The sequence below is a fragment of the Marinobacter sp. UBA3607 genome, assembly GCF_002375525.1.
Classification (GTDB): Bacteria; Pseudomonadota; Gammaproteobacteria; order Pseudomonadales; family Oleiphilaceae; genus Marinobacter; species Marinobacter vinifirmus.
Map to the genome: position 1 here is coordinate 26,350 of NZ_DFLY01000003.1, position 20,159 is coordinate 46,508.

Below are 20,159 nucleotides of genomic sequence, written 5' to 3' on the forward strand. Positions count from 1 at the left end.
TTCTCCGGGGGATCTGCGCGAGTTCTCAGATTCACCGGCCAGCGGGCTTCAGGCCTCTAAGCCGTGCTCCTTGAGCAGGGCCAGCAATCCATCTTCGTCCAGCACCGGCACACCCAGTTGCTCAGCTTTTGCGAGCTTGGAGCCGGCCGCCTCTCCCGCCACCACGCAAGCGGTCTTTTTGGAGACGCTGCCAGCTACCTTGGCACCCAGGCGCTCCAGCTTTTCCTTGGCCTGGTCACGGGTCATTTGCGACAAGGTGCCGGTGAGCACCCAGGTTTCACCCGCCAGCGGCTGTTCTTCAGCAGCTACTACTTGCTCTTCCTGCCAGGTAACACCGGCGTCTTTAAGCGCTTGCAGGGTTTCCTGGTTGTGGGGCTGGTCAAAGAAACTGCGGATATGGCCGGCCACGATCGGGCCGACATCCTGAACCAGCTGCAGGGCTTCCTCATCCGCCCCGGCAATGGCCTCCAGGGTTCCGAAATGGGACGCCAGGGACTTGGCCGTGGCCTCCCCCACTTCCCGGATGCCCAGCGCATACAGGAAGCGCCAGAGCACCGGGTTACGGGAACGGTCGATAGCCGCCACCAGGTTGCCCGCAGACTTGTCGCCCATGCGCTCAAGGCTGGCCAGCTGGAATTTGGTCAGCCGGTACAGATCCGCCACCGTACTCACCATGCCTTCATCCACCAGCACTTCAATCAGCCGGTCGCCAATGCCTTCAATATCCATCGCCTTGCGGGAGGCATAATGGCGGATGGCTTCTTTGCGCTGGGCCGGGCAATACAGGCCGCCGGAGCAGCGTGCTACCGCCTCACCCTCAATCTGGACAATGTCGGAACCGCAAACCGGGCAATGTGCCGGCATATCGACGGAGGGCGCGTTATCCGGGCGCTTTTCGGGAACAACCTTGACCACCTTCGGAATCACATCCCCGGCCCGGCGAATGAATACCGTGTCGCCGATGTGCACATCCAGCCGGCGGATTTCGTCCATGTTGTGCAGGGTCGCGTTGGAAACCGTGACGCCGCCGACAAACACCGGTTTCAGCCGTGCCACCGGGGTAACAGCGCCGGTGCGGCCCACCTGGAACTCCACATCTTCAATGACCGTCAGCTCTTCCTGGGCCGGGAACTTGTGGGCAATGGCCCAGCGCGGTGCCCTGGAGACAAACCCGAGCTGTTGCTGGAGATCCAGCCGGTTTACCTTGAACACGATGCCGTCGATTTCATAGGGCAGGCTGTCACGCTTTTCCATCAGCTCGTTGTAGGCCTGCAGGCAGTCTTCCGCACCCTCGGCCTTGCGCATTTCCGGGTTGATACGGAAACCCCAGTCGGCCACCAGCTGAAGGCTGTCCCAGTGGGTGTCGGGCAGCACACTTTCGTCCGTTACTGCCATGCTGTAGGCGCAGAACTCCAGCGGGCGCCTGGCGGTGACGGTAGATTTCTTCTGGCGCAGGCTGCCGGCGGCGGCATTACGCGGGTTCACAAAGGTCTTCTCGTCCTGCTCGGCCAGCCGCTGGTTCAGCTTCTCGAACCCGGCTTTGGGCATGTACACCTCGCCACGCACCTCTACCAGCTCCGGATAGCCGCTGCCCCGAAGCTTCAGCGGTACAGACGGAATCGTTCGGATGTTGGCGGTGATGTCTTCTCCGGTGTAGCCATCACCCCGGGTGGCAGCGCGGGTCAGCAGTCCGTTCTCGTAATGCAGGCTGACCGCAAGGCCATCGAGCTTGGGTTCGCAGACGTATTCAATGGAGTCTTCGGTGTTCAGGCGGTCGCGGATCCGGCGATCGAAGTCCCGCAGTTCGTCTTCGCTGAAAGCGTTGTCCAGCGACAGCATCGGCAGCCGGTGGGTCACTTTGGCGAAGCTGGTGTCGCGGGTGCTGCCTACCCTGCGGGTGGGCGAGTCGTCAGAGGCCAGCTCCGGATGTTCCCGCTCCAGTTGCTGGAGCTCCCGGAACAGCCGGTCGTATTCCGCATCGGGGATTCTGGGCTCGTCCAGAACGTAGTAGTAGTAATTGTGGTCTTCAAGATTGGCGCGTAGCTCGGCTACGCGCTGCTGGATTTCTGCAGAAGCTTTGGTCATCAGGTCGGGAGTCCTGGCTGGGTGTTAGGCCCGATGGGAACGTTGTTTACGCTCGAATTCACGGATGCGCTGGCGGCAGTGCTCGATGGTTTGCGGTGTCATCACACTGCGGCGCTCGTCTTTCAGCTCGCCACCCATGTTGCGGACCACGGTCTGGGCAGTTTCCAGCATGAATTCGAATGCCTGCATGGCATTTGACGGCCCGGGCAGGCTCATGAAAAAGCTGATACCCGGCGTTTTCATCCCGGGCATGTCCTGCGGCCGGAAGGTACCCGGCTCTACCGCGTTCGCCACACTGAACTGCACCGGCGTGGTGGTATCAGAGCCTTCGTGGCGATGGTAAATATCCATGTCGCCGTGCTCCAGGCCACAGGCTTCAAACAGCTTTTTCAGAACCGGGCCCGAAAATTCCTCGCCACTGCGGGACAACACGTTGATGACCAGTACTTCCCGGGCTTCCGGGCGGTTGGCACCAGCCAGCGGCTGATTACCACGGGGTTTCACAGGCTCCCGGCGAGCGGTATCTTCTTCCACCTCGGAGGTGACAACCGGAGGCTCCTGCTCCTTAACCGGCCGTGACGGCTGGCGCACTTCCGGTTGTGGCTCAGGAGCGGGTTCAGGTTCGGGCTCCGGCTCAACCACCGGCTCCGGTTCCGCAAACTCCCGGGGCTGTTCCGGCCGGGACTGCACACGTGTCTGAACAGGTTCTTCGGGCTCATCATCAATGGCACCCCAGCCTGTTTCAGGTTCCACGTCATCGTCATAACCGTCCGGTTCGGAGGTGTCGCGGGTGACATAGCCCCGCTCTTCCAGGTTACCCCGGGAAACTATGCGGGCTCCGCCATTCGGCAGTTCCGGGTTGTATTCGTCATCCAGCGGGGACTCTTTAAGTTCATCGGCACCCATGCCAGAAGAAATCGCCATGGATTCCTTGCGGGCTCGATGCATGCGACGGATACCGTCGACCACGATTACAATAATTACCAGGGTACCTATGGCGATTAACCATTCCCTAAGTGACATAAGCTGCTGTCCTGTTTGCAGTTCGGAACGTTGCTACTCTAAGAAAAGCCCGTAATGAATACAACGCACACCGGGCCCAGATGGCGTTATTGTCATGGTTGGCGGCTTTTTCGCCAACCCGTCAGGCTTCGGCCAGGGCCGCTGCCTCGTCTACGTCTACCGATACCAGTCGCGAACAGCCCGGTTCGTGCATGGTCACCCCCATCAACTGGTCAGCCAGCTCCATGGCGATCTTGTTATGGGTAATGTAGATGAACTGTACCTGTTTGGACATCTCTTTGACCATATTGGCATACCGGCCAACGTTGGCATCATCCAGCGGGGCATCGACCTCATCCAGCATACAGAAAGGCGCCGGGTTGAGCTGGAAAATGGAAAATACCAGGGCAATGGCCGTCAGGGCCTTTTCACCACCGGACAACAGGTGAATGGTACTGTTCTTCTTGCCCGGGGGCCGGGCCATGATGGCGACGCCGGTTTCCAGGAGGTCTTCCCCGGTCAGCTCCAGGTAGGCATTACCTCCCCCGAACACTTTCGGGAACAACGCCTGCAGGCCACCGTTCACCTGGTCAAAGGTTTCCTTGAAACGCTGACGGGTTTCCCGGTCGATCTTGCGGATCGCATTATCCAGGGTTTCCAGCGCTTCCATCAGATCATTGTGCTGCTCATCCAGGTAGTTCTTGCGCTCACCCTGAACCTGATACTCCTCGATGGCAGCCAGGTTGATGGCCCCGAGCCGCTGGATGCGATTGCCGATCTTTTCCAGCTCTTCGGCCCAGACTTTTTCCTCGGCGTCCTCTGGCAATTGCTCAAGTATTACCTGAAGTTTAACGTCTAACTCTCTGAGTTGTTCGATATAATTTCCAGAACGAATCTCCAGCGCCTGGGATTCCATCTTGAGCTTTTCGAGCTGTGCACGGACGTCCTGCACCACGTGTTCGGTACGGCTGCGGCCCTGCTCCCGATCCCGCACTTCCCTGTCGATATCTTCCAGGGCATCCCGGGCGGCACCCAGCTTTTCTTCTTCCGCCAGCCGGCGCTCCAGCAGGCCTTCGAGCTGCATCTGCAGGTCTTCCACGGGCTCTTCGGCGGTTTCCCGGGCTTCCCGGAGCACGTCCAGCCGTTCTTCCAGGCGCTCCCTCTGGAGCTGCATCCGGTCAATGGTCTGTTTCAGGCCGTCACGCTGGCTTTGCAGGGTTTGCAGTTGCAGCTGCAGCTGGTGGGTGTGGTCCCGGTCGTGGCGGGCATCCTGGCGCAGGCGGTCAAGGTTCTCCCTGAGGCTATCCCGTTGCTCCAGCAGGCGCTCTTTCTCTTCATCGGAGTCTTCGCTGGAAGCCAGCGCGATATCCCATTCCTCCCGGGCTTCCAGCAGGCTTTCCTGCTGGTCTTCCAGGCTCGCGGTCACTTCTTCAATATCGTCGCGAATGCGGGACAGCCGGTCATCAATCTGTTCTGCCCGGGCTTTCAGGCCGCTGGCGCGGGATGCCAGCGCTGCCAGGTCGCGCTCGGTTTCACTGACTCTGGCCTGGGCTTCTTCCCGGGCGGTCTCTGCCCGTTCGCCCTGCTCCTGCAAAAGTTCCAGCTGTTCGCTAGCGGTTTCTAGCTGTTCTTCGGCTTCCGCCAGCAGGGCTTCAAGCTCGGTGACCTTTTTCTGGCGCTCAATCACGCCCACCTGGCCGGCGTCGGAATCCGGCATCAGTACCCAGTCCCGGGCAACCCAGATGCCTTCGCGGGTAATCAAGCTGGCGGACGGCGCCAGTTGCTCACGGCGCGCGAGTGCATCGGCGGCAGATTCAGCCACATCGATGTTTGCCAGCATGGCATCCAGCGCCGGGACGCCGGATACCTTGGCGGCAAGCCCGGAGGTTTCCGGGCTGCCATGGCCATTTTCCGAAACCACAGCCAGGCCTCTGGGAGCCTGTTCCAGCGCGCCCGTCAGCTGATCAAAGCCGGGCAACGAAAGGCCCTGGGTGAACCGGCCTATTACCTGCTCAACCGCAAATTCCCAGCCGTCTTCAATCGCCAGGCGGGTCGCCAGCCGGGGCGCATCGGAAAGACCGTTATCTGAAAGCCATTGTTGCAGCGCATCGTCCTGGCTGCCCATCTGTTCGTCCAGCAGGGATTGCTGGGACTCCAGGGAAGCCCGCAGGCTTTGCACCCGCTGGCGATGCTCCTGTACCTGCTGTTCGGCATCGCGGAGTTTCTGGCGCGCGTTATAAACGTCATCCTGCAGAGACTGAATACGCTCCTGGGCTTCTTCCCGCTGGAGCTCCAGGGTTTCCTGCTGTTCCAGAAGGTCTTCCAGCTCTGCCCGGTCCAGCTGGCCTTCCAGCAGTTCGTTCTCGTCGTGCAGTTTCTGTTTGCGGTTGCGCAGCTGCTCGATGGCATCTTCCAGCGAACGGATGCGGGATTGGGCAAGCTCCGCCTGGCGGCGAGCATCGGCGGATCGGGTGCTGAATTCATCCCAGCGATGCTGCCAGTCGCTCATGGCATCCTCGGCCTGCTGGAGCTTCTCGCCGGATTCCTCGGCCCGGATGGCCAGGCTCTCCTGCTCGGGCTCCAGCATATCCAGTTCTTCCTGGATGCCCGCCAGCTTGTCTTCGTCCTGTTCCAGCTCCCGGGCCAGTTCCCGCTGGTTGGCCATGGCCTGGTCCAGCTCGGCAGCGGTCTGGCGGCTGCGTTCCCGTTGGTGTTCGATGCTCTGCTCAATACGGGCAATATCCGCGCCGGCTTCGTAGTAGCGGGCCTGGGCTCGGTTAAAGTGTTCGGTGCGTTCGTGGTGGGCTTCCCGCAGGGATTCCAGGGAGGTTTCCAGGTTCACCCGCTCGGTCAGGAGTTTTTCAAGCTCCAGCTCGGTATCGCGGATCTTGCCACGCGAGGTTTGCAGGTCGTTATCCAGGGCCTTCCAGCGCAGTACGGTAAGTTCCGCTTTTTTCTGGCGCTCTTCCTGCTTGTAGGTTTTGTACTTTTCCGCTGCAGCCGCCTGTCGCTCCAGGTGCTGCAATTGCCGGCCAAGCTCTTCCCGCAGGTCGGTCAGGCGATCAAGGTTTTCCTGGGTACGCTTGATGCGGTTTTCGGTTTCCCGGCGGCGTTCCTTGTACTTGGAAATGCCGGCCGCTTCTTCGATGTAGACACGCAATTCCTCCGGCTTGGCTTCGATCAACCGGGAAATCATGCCTTGCTCGATGATGGCGTAGCTTCGCGGCCCCAGACCAGTGCCCAGAAACAGGTCGGTGATGTCTCGACGGCGGCACTTGGAGCCATTGAGAAAGTATTCGGACTGGCCTTCCCGGGATACCCGTCGTTTTACCGAAATTTCATTGAATTTGACGAACTCGCCCGGCGCCTTACCCTCGGTGTTATCAAACACCAGCTCGATGGAAGCCTGCCCCACCGGCTTGCGGGCGCTGGAGCCGTTGAAGATAACGTCTGTCATGGATTCGCCCCGCAGGTACTTTGCGGAGCTCTCGCCCATTACCCAGCGAACGGCGTCAATGATGTTGGATTTGCCACAACCGTTCGGCCCCACTACCGCCGTCATATTCGACGGGAACGGTACCGTGGTTGGATCAACAAAGGATTTGAAACCGGCCAGTTTAATGGACTTGAGCCGCATGTCAGGCGTTCTCCTCCGTGAGAATGCTCAGTACCTGTTGGCGCTGGTGTTCACCGAAGTCCTGGATAACCTTATGCAGGCGCTCGGCATCGCCGGCGACGGCCGCATCGGCCAGGTTTCGGAAGAAGGTACCGGTTTCGGCAATTTCACTGCGGAAATGATCCAGCGCCACGTAGTAGGTACGGCTGATGGCGGGCCGGAAGTTTTCCAGGGTTTCTTCCAGAAACGGGTTTTCAACCAGGCTGTAGGCGTAGCGCATGACGCCAAAACCAGCCTCGATCACCCGTTCGGCGGCGTCTGGCGCCTGGGAGTTCAGGGCGTCGATTACGGCCTGCATCTCCCGCACCTGGCTCATGACGCCGCCAAGCTCGTCGCCGGACCAGCGTTCCAGCACCTTGCGCCCGAGCATGCACAGCAGGTCGATGTAGATGTCGTAGAGGGCATTCACAGAGGCCGGGGTCAGGTCAGACACCACGGCACCACGGCGCGGGTAGATTTCCACCAGGTGCCGGCGCTCGAGAATCAGCAGCGCCTCACGCACGGAGCCACGGCTGACGTTCAGCTCTCCGGCTACCTTCAGCTCCTGAATGCGCTCGCCGGGCTTGAGATCCCGGATAACGATTCTCTGGCCAATATGCTGGGCGATCTGTTCGGAAAGACTTTCCGGTGCCTGAAATCTCATAGACCTGATGCTCACCTCTGCCAACGCGGGACAATCAAACGCAGGAGTTTATCACAGGCTTTTGCCGGCCCCACCCCCTTGTCGGACATTTTGATTGCCGGCAGACAGGGGCGGGACCGTTGAGGGGTCAGCTGCGGGGTTTGCGTTGGGGACGGGCCGGGGCGGAATCAGAGACCTGCCAGCTGCCTTTGCGGGCACGCTGTAGGGATTTCCCCGGGCTTTTACGGCGTTTACGGTCGTGTGCAGCCTGTTCCCCCGGTGTTTTCTGGGGGATGCTCACCGGTGCAAGGTCGACCGTGCGACTCAGGGTATCGACCGCTTTCTGGTCCAGCTCTTCCCACTTGCCCAGGGTCAGACGGCTGGGCAGGAAGATTGGCCCGTAACGGACACGCTTCAGGCGGCTTACCCGCACACCCTGGGATTCCCACAGGCGGCGCACTTCCCGGTTGCGGCCTTCCAGCAGGGTTACATGAAACCAGCGGTTCATGCCGCTGCCACCGGCGGGCGCGATATCGGAAAACTTGGCCATGCCGTCTTCCAGCAACACACCTTCACGCAAGCGCTCCAGCATGGCGTCGTCTACTTCACCAAACACCCGCACCGCGTATTCACGGTCAATCTGGCGGGACGGATGCATCAGCCGGTTGGCCAGTTCGCCGTCGGTGGTAAACAGCACCAGTCCGGTGGTGTTGATATCCAGGCGGCCAATGGAAATCCAGCGCTGATCTTTCAGCCGTGGCAGCCGGTCAAATACCGTCGGGCGGCCTTCCGGATCTTTCCGACTGGTCACTTCGCCTTCGGGCTTGTTGTAGATCAGCACCCGGCGAACCACCTGGGCGGCCGAGCTTACGTCCAGAACCTTGCCATCCAGTTCGAAGGAGTCGTCAATGGTGGCTTTCTGCCCGGGCTGCGCCGGCTGGCCATTGACCAGCAGGCGGCCGGACTCCATCCAGCCCTCGATTTCCCGGCGTGATCCGGCACCGGCACGGGCCAGGAGTTTCTGAATGCGCTCCGGGCCTTCACTCAGGGCCTGGTCGCCGCGGGCCGGTTTCTTTGCTGCGCCTGGTTTTCCGGGGCTAGATGCCGCCATGTATTACATCCTTACTGAATAGCTGATGCCGGTGGCATCAGTGAAGTGTCTGGTCGGGCGCATCGAGTTCGATTTCGCCCTGCATATTGCGTTCTATCTCCCGACCGATCTCTTCGAGATCCCGCACTTCCGACAACGGAGGCAACTCATCGAGCCCGGTCAGGTTGAAATAATCAAGAAATTGTCTGGTGGTGGCATACATGGCCGGCCTTCCCGGCACATCGCGATGGCCCACTACCCGCACCCACTCTCGCTCAAGCAGGGTGCGAATGATATTGCTGCTTACCGTAACGCCACGGATTTCTTCAATCTCGCCCCGGGTAATCGGTTGCCGGTAGGCAATCAGTGCCAGGGTTTCCAGCAACGCCCGGGAATAACGCTGCGGCTTTTCCTCGAACAGCCGGCCAACCCAGGGCGCGAACTCTTCCCTCACCTGCAACCGGTAACCGCTGGCAACTTTCTTCAGCTCGAATCCGCGGCCTTCACAGGACTGCTCCAGCAGCACCAGCACGTGCTCCATAACCTGCCGGGCCGGGCGATCGCCTTCGTCGAACAACTCCCGGAGCTGATCCAGCGACAGGGGCTTTCCGGCGGCCAGCAAGGCGGCCTCGGTGATACAACGAATGCGGTCCAACTGTTCTTCGTTCATGGCTCCGGATATCCCTTAGCTGGCAGCACGGGCGCGCACGTGAATGGACCCGAGAACCTCTGCCTGCACAATTTCAATCAGTTGTTCCTTGACCAGTTCCAGCGTTGCCAGAAAGGTTACCACCACACCAAGCCGGCCTTCTTCGATGGTAAACAGGCTTTCGAAGGTCACGAACCGGTCTCCCTGAAGGCTGGCCAGGATATGGGACATGCGCTCCCGGGTAGACAGCCGTTCCCTCTCCACATGGTGGCTGGTAAACAGGTCGGCCCGTTGCAGCACACCACGCAGTGCCAGCAGAAGCTCCCTCATATCGACATCCGGGTGCGGCTGGGACGACGGCAACTTCGGCAGTGCGGCAGAACCGGCAAAGGTGTCCCGCTCCATACGGGGCATTTCGTCGATATCTTCTGCCGCCTGCTTGAACCGCTCGTATTGCTGCAGCCGGCGGATCAGCTCTGCCCTAGGATCGATATCATCCTCATCGTCAGTTTCCTGGCGAGGAAGCAGCATCCGGGACTTGATCTCCGCCAGGGTGGCGGCCATTACCAGGTACTCCGCCGCCAGTTCGAAGCGCATGGCTTCCACGGCACCGATGTAATCCATGTACTGCCGGGTGATCTCGCTGACGTCGATATCCAGAATGTTCATGTTCTGGCGGCGAATCAGGTACAACAGTAAATCCAGGGGGCCCTCAAAGGCCTCCAGGAAAACCGCCAGTGCATCCGGTGGAATGTAGAGATCTTTCGGCAGGTCGACCAGGGGCTTGCCGGACACCCGTGCAAGGGGCTCCTGCACCGGGGTATCCGCCGGGGCGTCAGCTAATTCCGTGCTTTCGTCCGTCATACCTTTTCACCTCTGGTCGGGGTTGCCCGGCCTGGCTCAGCGGTAACTGAGCCCCATGGCCGCGCGTACTTCCTCAAGGGTATCGCGGGCCGCATCACGGGCCTGCTCACGCCCTTCTTCAAGGATCGAGCGAACCAGGTCCGGGTTGCCCTCATACTCCCTGGCCCGCTCGTGCAGCGGTTTCTGCTCTTCGATAATGGAATCGATCAGCGGTTTCTTACAATCCAGGCAGCCAATACCGGCACTGCGGCAGCCTTCCTGTACCCACTGGCAGGTCTTCTCGTCTGAGTACACCTTGTGCATGCCCCAAACCGGGCACTTCTCCGGTTCGCCAGGGTCGGTACGGCGCACCCGCTGCGGGTCGGTCTGCATGGTGCGAATTTTCTGCGCCACGCTGTCCGGCTCTTCCCGCAGGCCGATGTAGTTGTTGTAGGACTTGGACATCTTCTGTCCGTCCAGCCCCGGCATCTTGGACTCCGGGGTCAGCAGCGGCTGGGGCTCAGGCAGAATCACCTTGCCGCCGCCTTCGATGTAGCCATAAAGCCGCTCGCGATCGCCCAGGGAAATATTCTGCTGCTCTTTCAACAGTGCCCGGGCCGTTTCCAGGGCTTCCACATCGCCCTCTTCCTGGTAACGTTTCTTCAGGTTGCGGTAAAGCTTGGCGTTCTTCTTGCCCATCTTGACGATGGCCGCTTCCGAAAGCTCTTCGAAGTTGGGCTCCCGACCGTAGATATGGTTAAAGCGACGGGCGATTTCCCGGGTAATCTCCACATGGGAAACCTGGTCTGCGCCGACTGGCACTTTACCAGCACGATACATCAGGATATCCGCTGTCTGCAGCAGCGGGTAACCCAGAAAACCATAGGTGGCGAGATCCTTTTCCTTGAGCTTTTCCTGCTGGTCTTTGTAGGTTGGAATACGCTCGAGCCAGCCCAGCGGGGTGATCATGGACAACAGGAGGTGCAACTCAGCGTGTTCCGGCACCTGGGACTGAATGAACATGGTTGAGGAACCCGGGTTCACGCCGGCGGCCAGCCAGTCGATGACCATGTCCCAAACACTTTGCTCGATACCGGAGGTGTCGTCGTACTGGGTGGTCAAGGCATGCCAGTCTGCGACGAAGAAGAAGCACTCATACTCGTGCTGGAGCTTGACCCAGTTTTTCAGCACACCGTGGTAGTGGCCGAGGTGCAGCTTGCCGGTCGGACGCATGCCGGACAACACTCTTTGCTGGGAATCGACAGAACTCAAAGCACGAACTCCTTCTTTCTGTTTATAAAGTGCCCGTTTCGGCCAGAATACATACGGCCACGGGAAACGGGCTGACCGGGCATTATAGACGCAACACTGCCCTGCGTTAAGCAAAGCGAATCAAAAGCCTGGCAACATAACGCAAAACCCCCGGAATTCTCGCGAATCCGGGGGTTTTGTTAAAGGCTTGAAACCGGACTGATTACCAGCCAGTCACTTCCTTCAAGGCCTTGCCGATTTCGGCCAGGCTGCGCACGGTTTTAACGCCGGCGTCTTCCAGGGCGGCAAACTTCTCGTCTGCAGTACCCTTACCACCAGAGATGATGGCGCCCGCGTGGCCCATACGCTTGCCTGGAGGTGCGGTAACACCGGCAATGTAGGAAACCACGGGCTTGGTTACGTTCTCTTTGATGAACGCAGCCGCTTCTTCTTCGGCAGTACCACCGATCTCACCGATCATCACGATAGCTTCGGTTTCCGGATCTTCCTGCAGCAGGGCCAGAATGTCGATGAAGTTGGAGCCAGGAATCGGGTCACCACCGATACCGATACAGGTAGACTGGCCAAAGCCATAGTCAGTCGTCTGCTTCACGGCTTCGTAAGTCAGGGTGCCGGAGCGGGATACGATGCCAACCTTACCCTTCTTGTGGATATGGCCAGGCATGATGCCGATCTTGCACTCGTCCGGAGTGATTACACCCGGGCAGTTCGGACCAATCATGCGAACGCCGGCACGATCAACGTATTCCTTGGCGTACAGCATGTCGATGGTCGGGATGCCTTCAGTGATACATACGATCAGCTTGATGCCGGCATCGGCTGCTTCAATGATGGCGTCTTTACAGAACGGAGCCGGTACGTAGATAACGGTGGCTTCTGCACCGGTCTTTTCTACGGCGTCACGAACGGTGTTGAACACCGGCAGACCCAGGTGCTCGGTACCGCCCTTACCCGGGCTTACACCGCCAACCATCTTGGTGCCGTAGGCAATGGCTTGCTCAGAGTGGAAAGTACCCTGTGCGCCGGTAAAGCCCTGGCAGATAACCTTGGTGTCTTTGTTGATCAGGATGCTCATTATTTACCCCCTGCGGCTTTAACGACTTGCTCTGCGGCATCCGCCAGGCTGGTGGCGGCGATGATGTTCAGGCCACTTTCAGCCAGAACCTTGGCGCCCAGGTCAGCGTTGTTGCCTTCCAGACGAACCACAACCGGCACTTTAACGCCTACTTCTTTAACGGCACCGATGATGCCTTCAGCGATCATGTCGCAGCGAACGATACCACCGAAGATGTTAACCAGAACGGCTTGCACTGCGTCGTCAGACAGGATGATCTTGAACGCTTCGGTAACGCGCTCTTTGGTCGCGCCGCCACCTACGTCCAGGAAGTTGGCAGGCTGGCCGCCGGCGAGCTTGATGATGTCCATGGTACCCATGGCCAGGCCCGCACCGTTAACCATACAACCGATGTTGCCTTCCAGGGCTACGTAGTTCAGTTCCCACTTGGCCGCTTCGGCTTCACGGGCGTCTTCCTGGGAAGGATCGCGCATGTCGTGGATTTTCTTCTGACGGTACAGGGCGTTGCCGTCTACACCGAGCTTGGCGTCCAGGCAGTGCAGGTCGCCAGCCGGAGTGATAACCAGCGGGTTGATCTCAACCAGAGCCAGGTCACACTCTTCAAACAGCTTGGCCAGGCCCAGGAAAATCTTGGTGAACTGACCGATCTGCTTGCCTTCCAGACCCAGTTTGAATGCCAGCTCGCGGCCCTGGTAAGGCTGAGCGCCTACCAGCGGATCGATTTCGGCCTTCAGGATCTTTTCAGGAGTTTCTTCGGCAACTTTCTCGATTTCCACGCCGCCTTCAGTAGAGGCCATGAAAACGATACGACGGGTGCCACGGTCAACAACCGCGCCCAGGTACAGCTCCTGGTCGATGTCGGTGAGGGATTCAACCAGAATCTTGCTGACCGGCTGGCCGTTTTCGTCAGTCTGGTAAGTTACCAGGTTTTTGCCCAGCCAGTTCTGTGCGAAGGCACGGATTTCTTCTTTGTCTTTAACCAGCTTTACACCGCCGGCCTTACCACGGCCACCAGCGTGAACCTGTGCTTTGACAACCCATGCGTCACCGCCAATTTCAGTGGCAGCGTCTACAGCTTCTTGAGGAGTATCGCAGGCGATGCCCTGGGATACCGGCAGGCCATATTCAGCGAAAAGCTGTTTGCCCTGATATTCATGCAAATTCATAGTTAATGTCCCGTCTTTAGATGGATGATAACCACGTACGGAGAGTAACCGGCAGCGGGGCGCCAAAAGGCGCCCCGCTCAATCCGATAACGAATTACTTCTTCTTGCGACGGTTGGCGACGTGAATCGCTCCACCGGCAACGGCCAAGGCCGCTTCATGCACTGACTCGGACAGAGTCGGGTGCGCGAAACAGGTCAGGGCCAGATCTTCGGCACTGGAACCGAATTCCATGGCGATCACGCCCTGGGCAACGATTTCAGAAGCCTGAGGGCCAACTACGTGGAAGCCCAGAATGCGGTCGGTCTTCGCGTCTGCGATGATCTTGACCATACCACCTGTGGCGTTTGCCGCCATGGCACGACCGTTGGCCGCAAACGGGAAAGTACCCACGTTGTATTCTTCACCTTCAGCTTTCAGCTGCTCTTCGGTCTTGCCAACCCAGGCAACTTCCGGCGCGGTGTAGATTACGTTGGGGATGCAGTCGTAATTGACCTGCGGCTTGTGGCCTGCGATACGCTCGGCAACCATAACGCCTTCTTCAGACGCTTTGTGTGCCAGCATCGGACCACGAACGATGTCACCTACGGCCCATACGCCCGGTGCTTCGGTTTTGCAGTTGTCGTCTACAAAGATGAAGCCGCGCTCATCCATGGTTACGCCGGAATCTTCAGCCAGCGCACCATCGGTGTACGGACGACGGCCAACAGCGACAATCAGTTTGTCGAACTTGGCTTCCTGCTTGCCCTTGGAGTCTTCGTAGTTCACGTAAACCAGCTTGCGCTTCACTTCAGCACCGGTCATGCGGGCACCGGTAATGATGTTCAGGCCCTGCTTCTTGAACTGCTTCAGAGCATCCTTGGCAACCTGCTGGTCAACAACCGGCAGGAAAGTATCCTGGGCTTCGATCACGGTAACTTCGGCACCCAGGCGAGCCCAGACACTACCCAGTTCCAGGCCGATTACGCCAGCACCGATGATGCCCAGACGCTTGGGAACTTCGGTAAATTCCAGCGCGCCTTCGGAATCGACGATGTAATCACCGTCAAACGGAGCCGGCGGGATTTCGATCGGCTTGGAGCCGGTCGCCAGGATCACGTTGTCGGCTTCGTAGGTCTTGGTGTTGCCGTCTTTATCGGTCACTTCAACCTTGCGGCCGGCAAGCAGCTTGCCGTGGCCGTGGATCGGGGTTACACCGTTAGCCTTGAACAGACCGGCGATACCACCGGTCAACTGCTTAACGATGCCATCCTTACGCTCCATCATCTTGGCAACGTCAATATCAACGCTCTTGGCCAGGATACCCATGGACTCGTAGTCGTGGCTTGCTTCCTCGAACTTGTGAGTCACTTCCAGCAGTGCCTTGGACGGGATACAGCCCACGTTCAGGCAGGTGCCGCCCAGAACCTGGCTTTTGCCGTCTTTGCCGGTCCAGGATTCTACACAGGCAGTCTTCAGACCCAGCTGAGCAGCCTTGATGGCGGCCACATAACCGCCGGGGCCTGCGCCAATGACAATAACGTCGAATTTATCGGACATAATCTTTCCTGTTATCGAATTCGTTGAGTGTCAGCTTACACGTCCAGCAGGATACGGGCCGGGTCTTCCAGCATTTCCTTGATCGCAACCAGGAACTGCACCGCTTCCTTACCGTCGATCATACGGTGGTCGTATGACAGCGCGAGGTACATCATCGGCAGGATTTCAACCTTGCCGTTCACCGCCATCGGGCGCTCCTGGATCTTGTGCATGCCCAGAATCGCAGTCTGCGGCGGGTTCAGGATCGGTGTGGAGATCAGGGAACCGAAAATACCACCGTTGGTGATGGTGAAGGTGCCGCCGGTCATCTCTTCGATGCCCAGCTTGCCGTCTTTCGCCTTGGTGCCGTACTCGACAATCTTCTTCTCGATGTCGGCCAGGCCCATGGCGTCGGTGTCACGCAGAACCGGTACAACCAGGCCACGGTCAGTAGATACGGCTACGCCTACGTCCTGGTAACCGTGGTAAACCATGTCGTTACCATCGATGGACGCGTTAACAGCCGGGAAGCGCTTCAGGGCTTCGGTCGCTGCCTTGGTGAAGAAAGACATGAAGCCAAGCTTGATGCCGTGGCGCTTCACAAAGCTTTCCTGGTACTGCTTGCGCAGTTCCATGATCGGAGCCATGTTCACTTCGTTGAACGTGGTCAGCATAGCGGCGGTCTGCTGGGCATCCACCAGGCGCTTGGCGATGCTGGCACGCAGGCGGGTCATCGGAACACGCTTCTCGGCGCGCTCGCCCTGGGCAACTTCCAGCGCCGGAGCAGCGGCCGGCTTGGCGGCGGCAGAACCAGAAGATTTGTTGCTGTCTACGTGGTTCTGAACGTCTTCCTTGGTAACACGACCGTCTTTACCGGTGCCCTTTACAGCAGCCGGATCAACGTTGTTCTCTTCGGCCAGCTTGCGGGCAGCCGGGCTCAGGATAGCGTCGCCGGAGGAAGCAGCGGCTTCTTCCCTGGGCGCTTCGGCCTTGGCTTCCGGCTTGCTTTCAGCAGGCTTGGACTCGCCTGCGGCGCCTTCCTTGAATCGGCCGATCACTTCACCGCTTTCGCAGGTGTCGCCTTCGCCTTTAACAATTTCTTCAATCACACCATCAGCCGGTGCAACCACTTCAAGCACAACCTTGTCGGTTTCAATATCGACAATCAGCTCGTCACGGGAGCAGGCTTCGCCGGGCTGCTTGTGCCAGGTCGCGACGGTGCCTTCGGCAACCGACTCAGGGAAAACGGGGGCTTTAATCTCAGTTGACATTACAAATCCTTAGTTCGGTAGCTCGTCAGATTCCAAACGCGTCGTTAACCAGTTTCTTCTGCTCTTCGATGTGAACAGACATGTGTCCACAGGCAGGAGCAGCAGAAGCATCACGACCGGCGTACTCAAGGTGCAGTTTCGGGTTCAGGCGCTGCAGTGCGTGCCGCATGTGGTGCTGACTGCAGTACCAGGCGCCCTGGTTCATAGGCTCTTCCTGACACCAGACCGCGCTCTTGAGCTTGGTGTACTGGCCCAGAATTTCGTCCAGATCGTCTGCCGGGAACGGATACAACTGCTCGAGGCGAACGATGGCCACATCGTCACGCTCGTCGGCTTTCTTCTTCTCCAGAAGATCATAGTAGACTTTGCCGCTACACATGATCACACGGGTGACTTTCTTCGGATCAGAAGGTTCTTTCTCGGGCAGTACTGTCTGGAAGGTACCTGAGGTCAGGTCATCCAGGCCGGAGATCGCCTCTTTGTGACGCAGCAGGCTCTTCGGTGTGATCGCAACCAGCGGCTTACGCAGCGGGCGCTTCACCTGGCGACGCAGCATGTGGAATACCTGGGACGGCGTGGTGGGTACGCAGACCTGGATATTGTGCTCGGCACAAAGCTGCAGGAAACGCTCCAGGCGCGCAGAGCTGTGCTCCGGCCCCTGCCCTTCGTAGCCATGCGGCAGCAGCAGGGTCAGGCCACACAGACGGCCCCACTTGTGCTCGCCACTGGTCAGGAACTGGTCGATTACCACCTGGGCACCGTTGGCGAAGTCACCGAACTGGGCTTCCCAAACAATCAGTGCGTTTGGCGTGGTGGTGCTGTAGCCGTATTCGAAGGCCATAACCGCTTCTTCAGACAGCAGCGAGTCATAGATTTCGAACTTTGGCTGGTCTTCGGCCAGCTCTTTCAGCGCAACGTGGGTAGAGCCATCCTTCTGGTTGTGCAGTACCGCGTGACGGTGCGAGAAGGTGCCACGGCCAACGTCCTGACCGGTCAGACGGATCGGGTGACCTTCGTTCAGCAAAGTGGCGTAAGCCATCATCTCGCCATAGCCCCAGTTCATGGACAGGGCACCGGCAGTCATCTTTTCCCGATCGTTAACGATCTTGGAAACCTGGCGCTGGATGCTGAAGCCTTCCGGAACCTGGGTCAGCTTTTTGCCCAGTTTCTGGACGGTTTTCAGGGCAACGCTGGTCTTGCACTTGGCCGTCCACTCGTGGCCCAGGTACGGAGTCCAGTCAACGTAGAGCTCTTTGTTGGGCTCTTTGACCAGTGACTTGACCACGTGCTCACCCTTGTCGAGTGCGTCACGGTAGTCGTTCTCCATCTGCTTGGCTTCGTCTTCGCTGATCACACCGGCTTCAACCAGCTGGTCCGCATACAGGGCGCGGGTGGTTTTCAGCTTACGAATCTTGTCGTACATCAGCGGCTGGGTTGCTGCCGGCTCGTCGGCCTCGTTGTGGCCGCGACGACGGTAGCAGACCAGGTCAATCACCACATCGTTCTTGAACTCGTTGCGGTAATCCATGGCCATCTGGGTTACAAACAGAACCGCTTCAGGGTCGTCTGCATTCACATGCAGAATCGGCGCCTGAACCATTTTCGCCACATCGGTACAGTACTCGGTAGAACGGGCGTCTTCCTGCTTGCTGGTGGTAAAGCCAACCTGGTTGTTGATGACGATGTGGATGGTACCACCTACACCGAAGCCCCGGGTCTGGGACATCTGGAAGGTTTCCATCACAACGCCCTGCCCGGCAAAGGCCGCGTCGCCGTGCATAACGATCGGAAGCACAGTGCTGCCGTCGGTATCGCCACGACGATCCTGGCGGGCACGGACAGAACCCTCAACCACCGGAGATACGATTTCCAGGTGTGACGGGTTGAATGCCATTGCCAGGTGCACTTCGCCACCCGGAGTCATCACGTTGGAGGAGAAGCCCTGGTGGTATTTCACGTCACCGGAGCCGGAATCCGCGAGCTTCTTGCCCTCGAACTCGTCAAACAGTTCCTTCGGATTCTTGCCCAGGGTGTTTATCAACACGTTCAGACGGCCACGGTGTGCCATGCCCAGCACGATTTCCTTGGCACCGTAAGAGCCGGCACGCTGAATCAGTTCGTCCAGGCACGGAATCAGGCTCTCGCCGCCTTCCAGGCCAAAACGCTTGACGCCCGGATAACGGGAGCCCAGATATTTTTCCAGGCCTTCGGCAGCGGTGAGACGCTCGAGCACGTGCTTGCGGGTTTCCGCTTCGTACTCAGGGCGGGAGCGTACTGGCTCCATCCGCTGCTGGAACCAACGCTTGATGCGGGTATCCACCACGTGCATATATTCGGCGCCAATGCTTTCGCAATAGGTCTGGCGCAAGCCTTGCACGATGTCTCCGAGCTTCATGGTCTCGGAGCCGAAATTCAGTGAACCTGTCTGGAACTCGAGATCCAGGTCAGACTCGCCCAGTTCGTGGAACGAGGGCTCGAGATCTTCAACAGGCTGACGCTGCCAGACTCCCAGCGGATCGAGCTTTGATTCCTGGTGACCACGGAAACGGTACGCATTGATCAGCTGCAGAACACGGATCTGCTTTTTGTCAGCATCTGACGTGGCGCTTGCAGGCACACCACTGCTGGCAAGAAAACGCTGATTGCGGGAGATATGCTCGAACTGTTCGCGGATGGTCGAGTGAACGATGTCGCGGCCTTTATAGCCATCAACACTCGGAAGCTTGTCGAAGTAGCTTCTCCACTCTTCGGGAACTGAATTGGGGTCTGTCAGGTAGGTCTCAAAAAGCTGTTCAACGTAGGCCAGATTTCCACCTTGCAGGTGGGAAGTCTGCCATAACTGCTCCATGATGCTTTCGTGCATTTTGAATAGCTCACCTTGGGCTGGTGCGGGGGAGCGAGTATGGTCGGCCAGGGGTAAATCTCAGTCAATACGGGTTATTACGGCATGACTTTTGGCCACCACACCCTGCAAGGATGTTTTCCGTCCCCAGTGATTTTTATACTCAGCTGCGCCATCAGCCAGACTGGATAAGCCCAAGCAGACAGCGCGCATAAGTTTGCACCCCGATAAGACTTTTGACTATAAGCCTTTGGTTGAAGGCCCCGCATATAGCGAGGCCTTCGAGGGTACTAACTGGTGTCAGAACACCAGTATAGCTGGTGCTGCAAATTTTGCCGGTCAGGTGGCTCGCTGCAGCAACAGGTTCCGGATATGGCCAATCGCCTTTGTGGGGTTCAGGCCTTTCGGACACACACTTACGCAGTTCATGATGCCGCGGCAGCGGAAGACGCTGAACGGGTCATCCAGGTTCGCCAGTCGCTCTGCCTGGGCAGTGTCGCGGCTGTCCGCCAGGAAGCGGTAGGCCTGCAGCAAGCCAGACGGACCAATGAACTTGTCAGGGTTCCACCAGAACGACGGACAAGCGGTGGAGCAGCATGCACACAGAATACACTCGTACAGGCCGTCCAGCTTTTCACGATCTTCCGGCGTCTGAAGACGCTCGATGGCCGGGGCCGGGTTGTCGTTTACAAGGTACGGCATAACTTTTTCGTACTGCTTGTAGAACAGACTCATATCCACGACCAGGTCACGGATAACCGGCAGGCCCGGCAGCGGGCGCAGAACCAGCTTGTTGTTCTTGACCACATCCGACACCGGAGTGATACAAGCCAGGCCGTTCTTGCCGTTCATGTTCATGCCATCAGAGCCGCAAACACCCTCACGGCAGGAACGACGATAGCTCATGGAAGGATCTTTTTCCTTCACCAGGTTCAGAACATCCAGAACCATGAGATCTTTGCCCGCAGGAATTTCGATTTCGACATCCTGCATGTAAGGGGCATTATCGGTTTCCGGATTATAGCGATACAGGCTTACCAACATATTCAG

General features: G+C 58.6%; 14 protein-coding genes. All 14 read right to left on the reverse strand.

Going from position 1 to position 20,159, the window contains the following annotated elements; genetic code table 11:
- Positions 1–48 precede the first annotated feature (48 nt).
- Positions 49–2,085 (reverse strand): NAD-dependent DNA ligase LigA, encoded by a 2,037-nt coding sequence (ligA, locus tag B2589_RS00395; RefSeq protein WP_286815274.1) that lies wholly within the window; start codon positions 2,083–2,085, stop codon positions 49–51.
- 24 nt (positions 2,086–2,109) lie between these two features.
- The gene (zipA, locus tag B2589_RS00400; RefSeq protein WP_286815275.1) at positions 2,110–3,108 is read right to left on the reverse strand and encodes a cell division protein ZipA; all 999 of its coding nucleotides are present in this window, start codon (positions 3,106–3,108) and stop codon (positions 2,110–2,112) included.
- 121 nt (positions 3,109–3,229) lie between these two features.
- Positions 3,230–6,724, reverse strand: a complete 3,495-nt coding sequence (smc, locus tag B2589_RS00405) for a chromosome segregation protein SMC (RefSeq protein ID WP_286815276.1) — start codon at positions 6,722–6,724, stop codon at positions 3,230–3,232.
- 1 nt (position 6,725) lies between these two features.
- On the reverse strand, positions 6,726–7,406 hold the full coding sequence (locus B2589_RS00410; protein ID WP_286815277.1) for a GntR family transcriptional regulator: 681 nt from the start codon (positions 7,404–7,406) through the stop codon (positions 6,726–6,728).
- A 127-nt stretch (positions 7,407–7,533) separates the two neighbouring features.
- Positions 7,534–8,496 carry a 23S rRNA pseudouridine(2605) synthase RluB gene (gene rluB / locus B2589_RS00415; protein ID WP_286815278.1) on the reverse strand — a complete coding sequence of 321 codons (963 nt, stop codon included), beginning with the start codon at positions 8,494–8,496 and terminating at the stop codon, positions 7,534–7,536.
- A 37-nt stretch (positions 8,497–8,533) separates the two neighbouring features.
- The gene (gene scpB / locus B2589_RS00420) at positions 8,534–9,145 is read right to left on the reverse strand and encodes an SMC-Scp complex subunit ScpB (protein WP_094625074.1); all 612 of its coding nucleotides are present in this window, start codon (positions 9,143–9,145) and stop codon (positions 8,534–8,536) included.
- A 15-nt stretch (positions 9,146–9,160) separates the two neighbouring features.
- Positions 9,161–9,988 carry a segregation and condensation protein A gene (locus B2589_RS00425; RefSeq protein ID WP_286815279.1) on the reverse strand — a complete coding sequence of 276 codons (828 nt, stop codon included), beginning with the start codon at positions 9,986–9,988 and terminating at the stop codon, positions 9,161–9,163.
- A 36-nt stretch (positions 9,989–10,024) separates the two neighbouring features.
- Positions 10,025–11,239, reverse strand: coding sequence for a tryptophan--tRNA ligase (locus B2589_RS00430; RefSeq protein ID WP_094625072.1), 1,215 nt, complete (start codon positions 11,237–11,239; stop codon positions 10,025–10,027).
- A 202-nt stretch (positions 11,240–11,441) separates the two neighbouring features.
- Complete coding sequence (sucD, locus tag B2589_RS00435; RefSeq protein ID WP_058340552.1) at positions 11,442–12,314, reverse strand: succinate--CoA ligase subunit alpha; 873 nt, start codon at positions 12,312–12,314, stop codon at positions 11,442–11,444.
- Positions 12,314–13,480 carry an ADP-forming succinate--CoA ligase subunit beta gene (gene sucC / locus B2589_RS00440; RefSeq protein WP_058340551.1) on the reverse strand — a complete coding sequence of 389 codons (1,167 nt, stop codon included), beginning with the start codon at positions 13,478–13,480 and terminating at the stop codon, positions 12,314–12,316. The genes sucD and sucC overlap by 1 nt, the downstream gene beginning before the upstream one ends.
- A gap of 94 nt (positions 13,481–13,574) precedes the next feature.
- Positions 13,575–15,017 carry a dihydrolipoyl dehydrogenase gene (gene lpdA / locus B2589_RS00445; RefSeq protein WP_058340550.1) on the reverse strand — a complete coding sequence of 481 codons (1,443 nt, stop codon included), beginning with the start codon at positions 15,015–15,017 and terminating at the stop codon, positions 13,575–13,577.
- A gap of 35 nt (positions 15,018–15,052) precedes the next feature.
- Positions 15,053–16,267, reverse strand: a complete 1,215-nt coding sequence (odhB, locus tag B2589_RS00450) for a 2-oxoglutarate dehydrogenase complex dihydrolipoyllysine-residue succinyltransferase (RefSeq protein WP_286815280.1) — start codon at positions 16,265–16,267, stop codon at positions 15,053–15,055.
- 25 nt (positions 16,268–16,292) lie between these two features.
- Positions 16,293–19,130: a 2-oxoglutarate dehydrogenase E1 component gene (locus B2589_RS00455; RefSeq protein ID WP_199457339.1), complete on the reverse strand. Its 2,838-nt coding sequence runs from the start codon at positions 19,128–19,130 to the stop codon at positions 16,293–16,295.
- Between the two features lie 318 nt (positions 19,131–19,448).
- Complete coding sequence (locus B2589_RS00460; RefSeq protein WP_286815281.1) at positions 19,449–20,153, reverse strand: succinate dehydrogenase iron-sulfur subunit; 705 nt, start codon at positions 20,151–20,153, stop codon at positions 19,449–19,451.
- Between the last annotated feature and the right edge of the window lie 6 nt (positions 20,154–20,159).

Coding starts and splice junctions, on each gene's coding strand:
- sucC (WP_058340551.1), bottom strand. CDS start 13,480: ATGAATTTGCATGAATATCAGGGCAAACAGCTTTTCGCTGAATATGGC.
- sucD (WP_058340552.1), bottom strand. CDS start 12,314: ATGAGCATCCTGATCAACAAAGACACCAAGGTTATCTGCCAGGGCTTT.
- ligA (WP_286815274.1), bottom strand. CDS start 2,085: ATGACCAAAGCTTCTGCAGAAATCCAGCAGCGCGTAGCCGAGCTACGC.
- B2589_RS00425 (WP_286815279.1), bottom strand. CDS start 9,988: ATGACGGACGAAAGCACGGAATTAGCTGACGCCCCGGCGGATACCCCG.
- rluB (WP_286815278.1), bottom strand. CDS start 8,496: ATGGCGGCATCTAGCCCCGGAAAACCAGGCGCAGCAAAGAAACCGGCC.
- B2589_RS00460 (WP_286815281.1), bottom strand. CDS start 20,153: ATGTTGGTAAGCCTGTATCGCTATAATCCGGAAACCGATAATGCCCCT.
- lpdA (WP_058340550.1), bottom strand. CDS start 15,017: ATGTCCGATAAATTCGACGTTATTGTCATTGGCGCAGGCCCCGGCGGT.
- zipA (WP_286815275.1), bottom strand. CDS start 3,108: ATGTCACTTAGGGAATGGTTAATCGCCATAGGTACCCTGGTAATTATT.
- smc (WP_286815276.1), bottom strand. CDS start 6,724: ATGCGGCTCAAGTCCATTAAACTGGCCGGTTTCAAATCCTTTGTTGAT.
- B2589_RS00455 (WP_199457339.1), bottom strand. CDS start 19,130: ATGCACGAAAGCATCATGGAGCAGTTATGGCAGACTTCCCACCTGCAA.
- B2589_RS00410 (WP_286815277.1), bottom strand. CDS start 7,406: ATGAGATTTCAGGCACCGGAAAGTCTTTCCGAACAGATCGCCCAGCAT.
- scpB (WP_094625074.1), bottom strand. CDS start 9,145: ATGAACGAAGAACAGTTGGACCGCATTCGTTGTATCACCGAGGCCGCC.
- odhB (WP_286815280.1), bottom strand. CDS start 16,267: ATGTCAACTGAGATTAAAGCCCCCGTTTTCCCTGAGTCGGTTGCCGAA.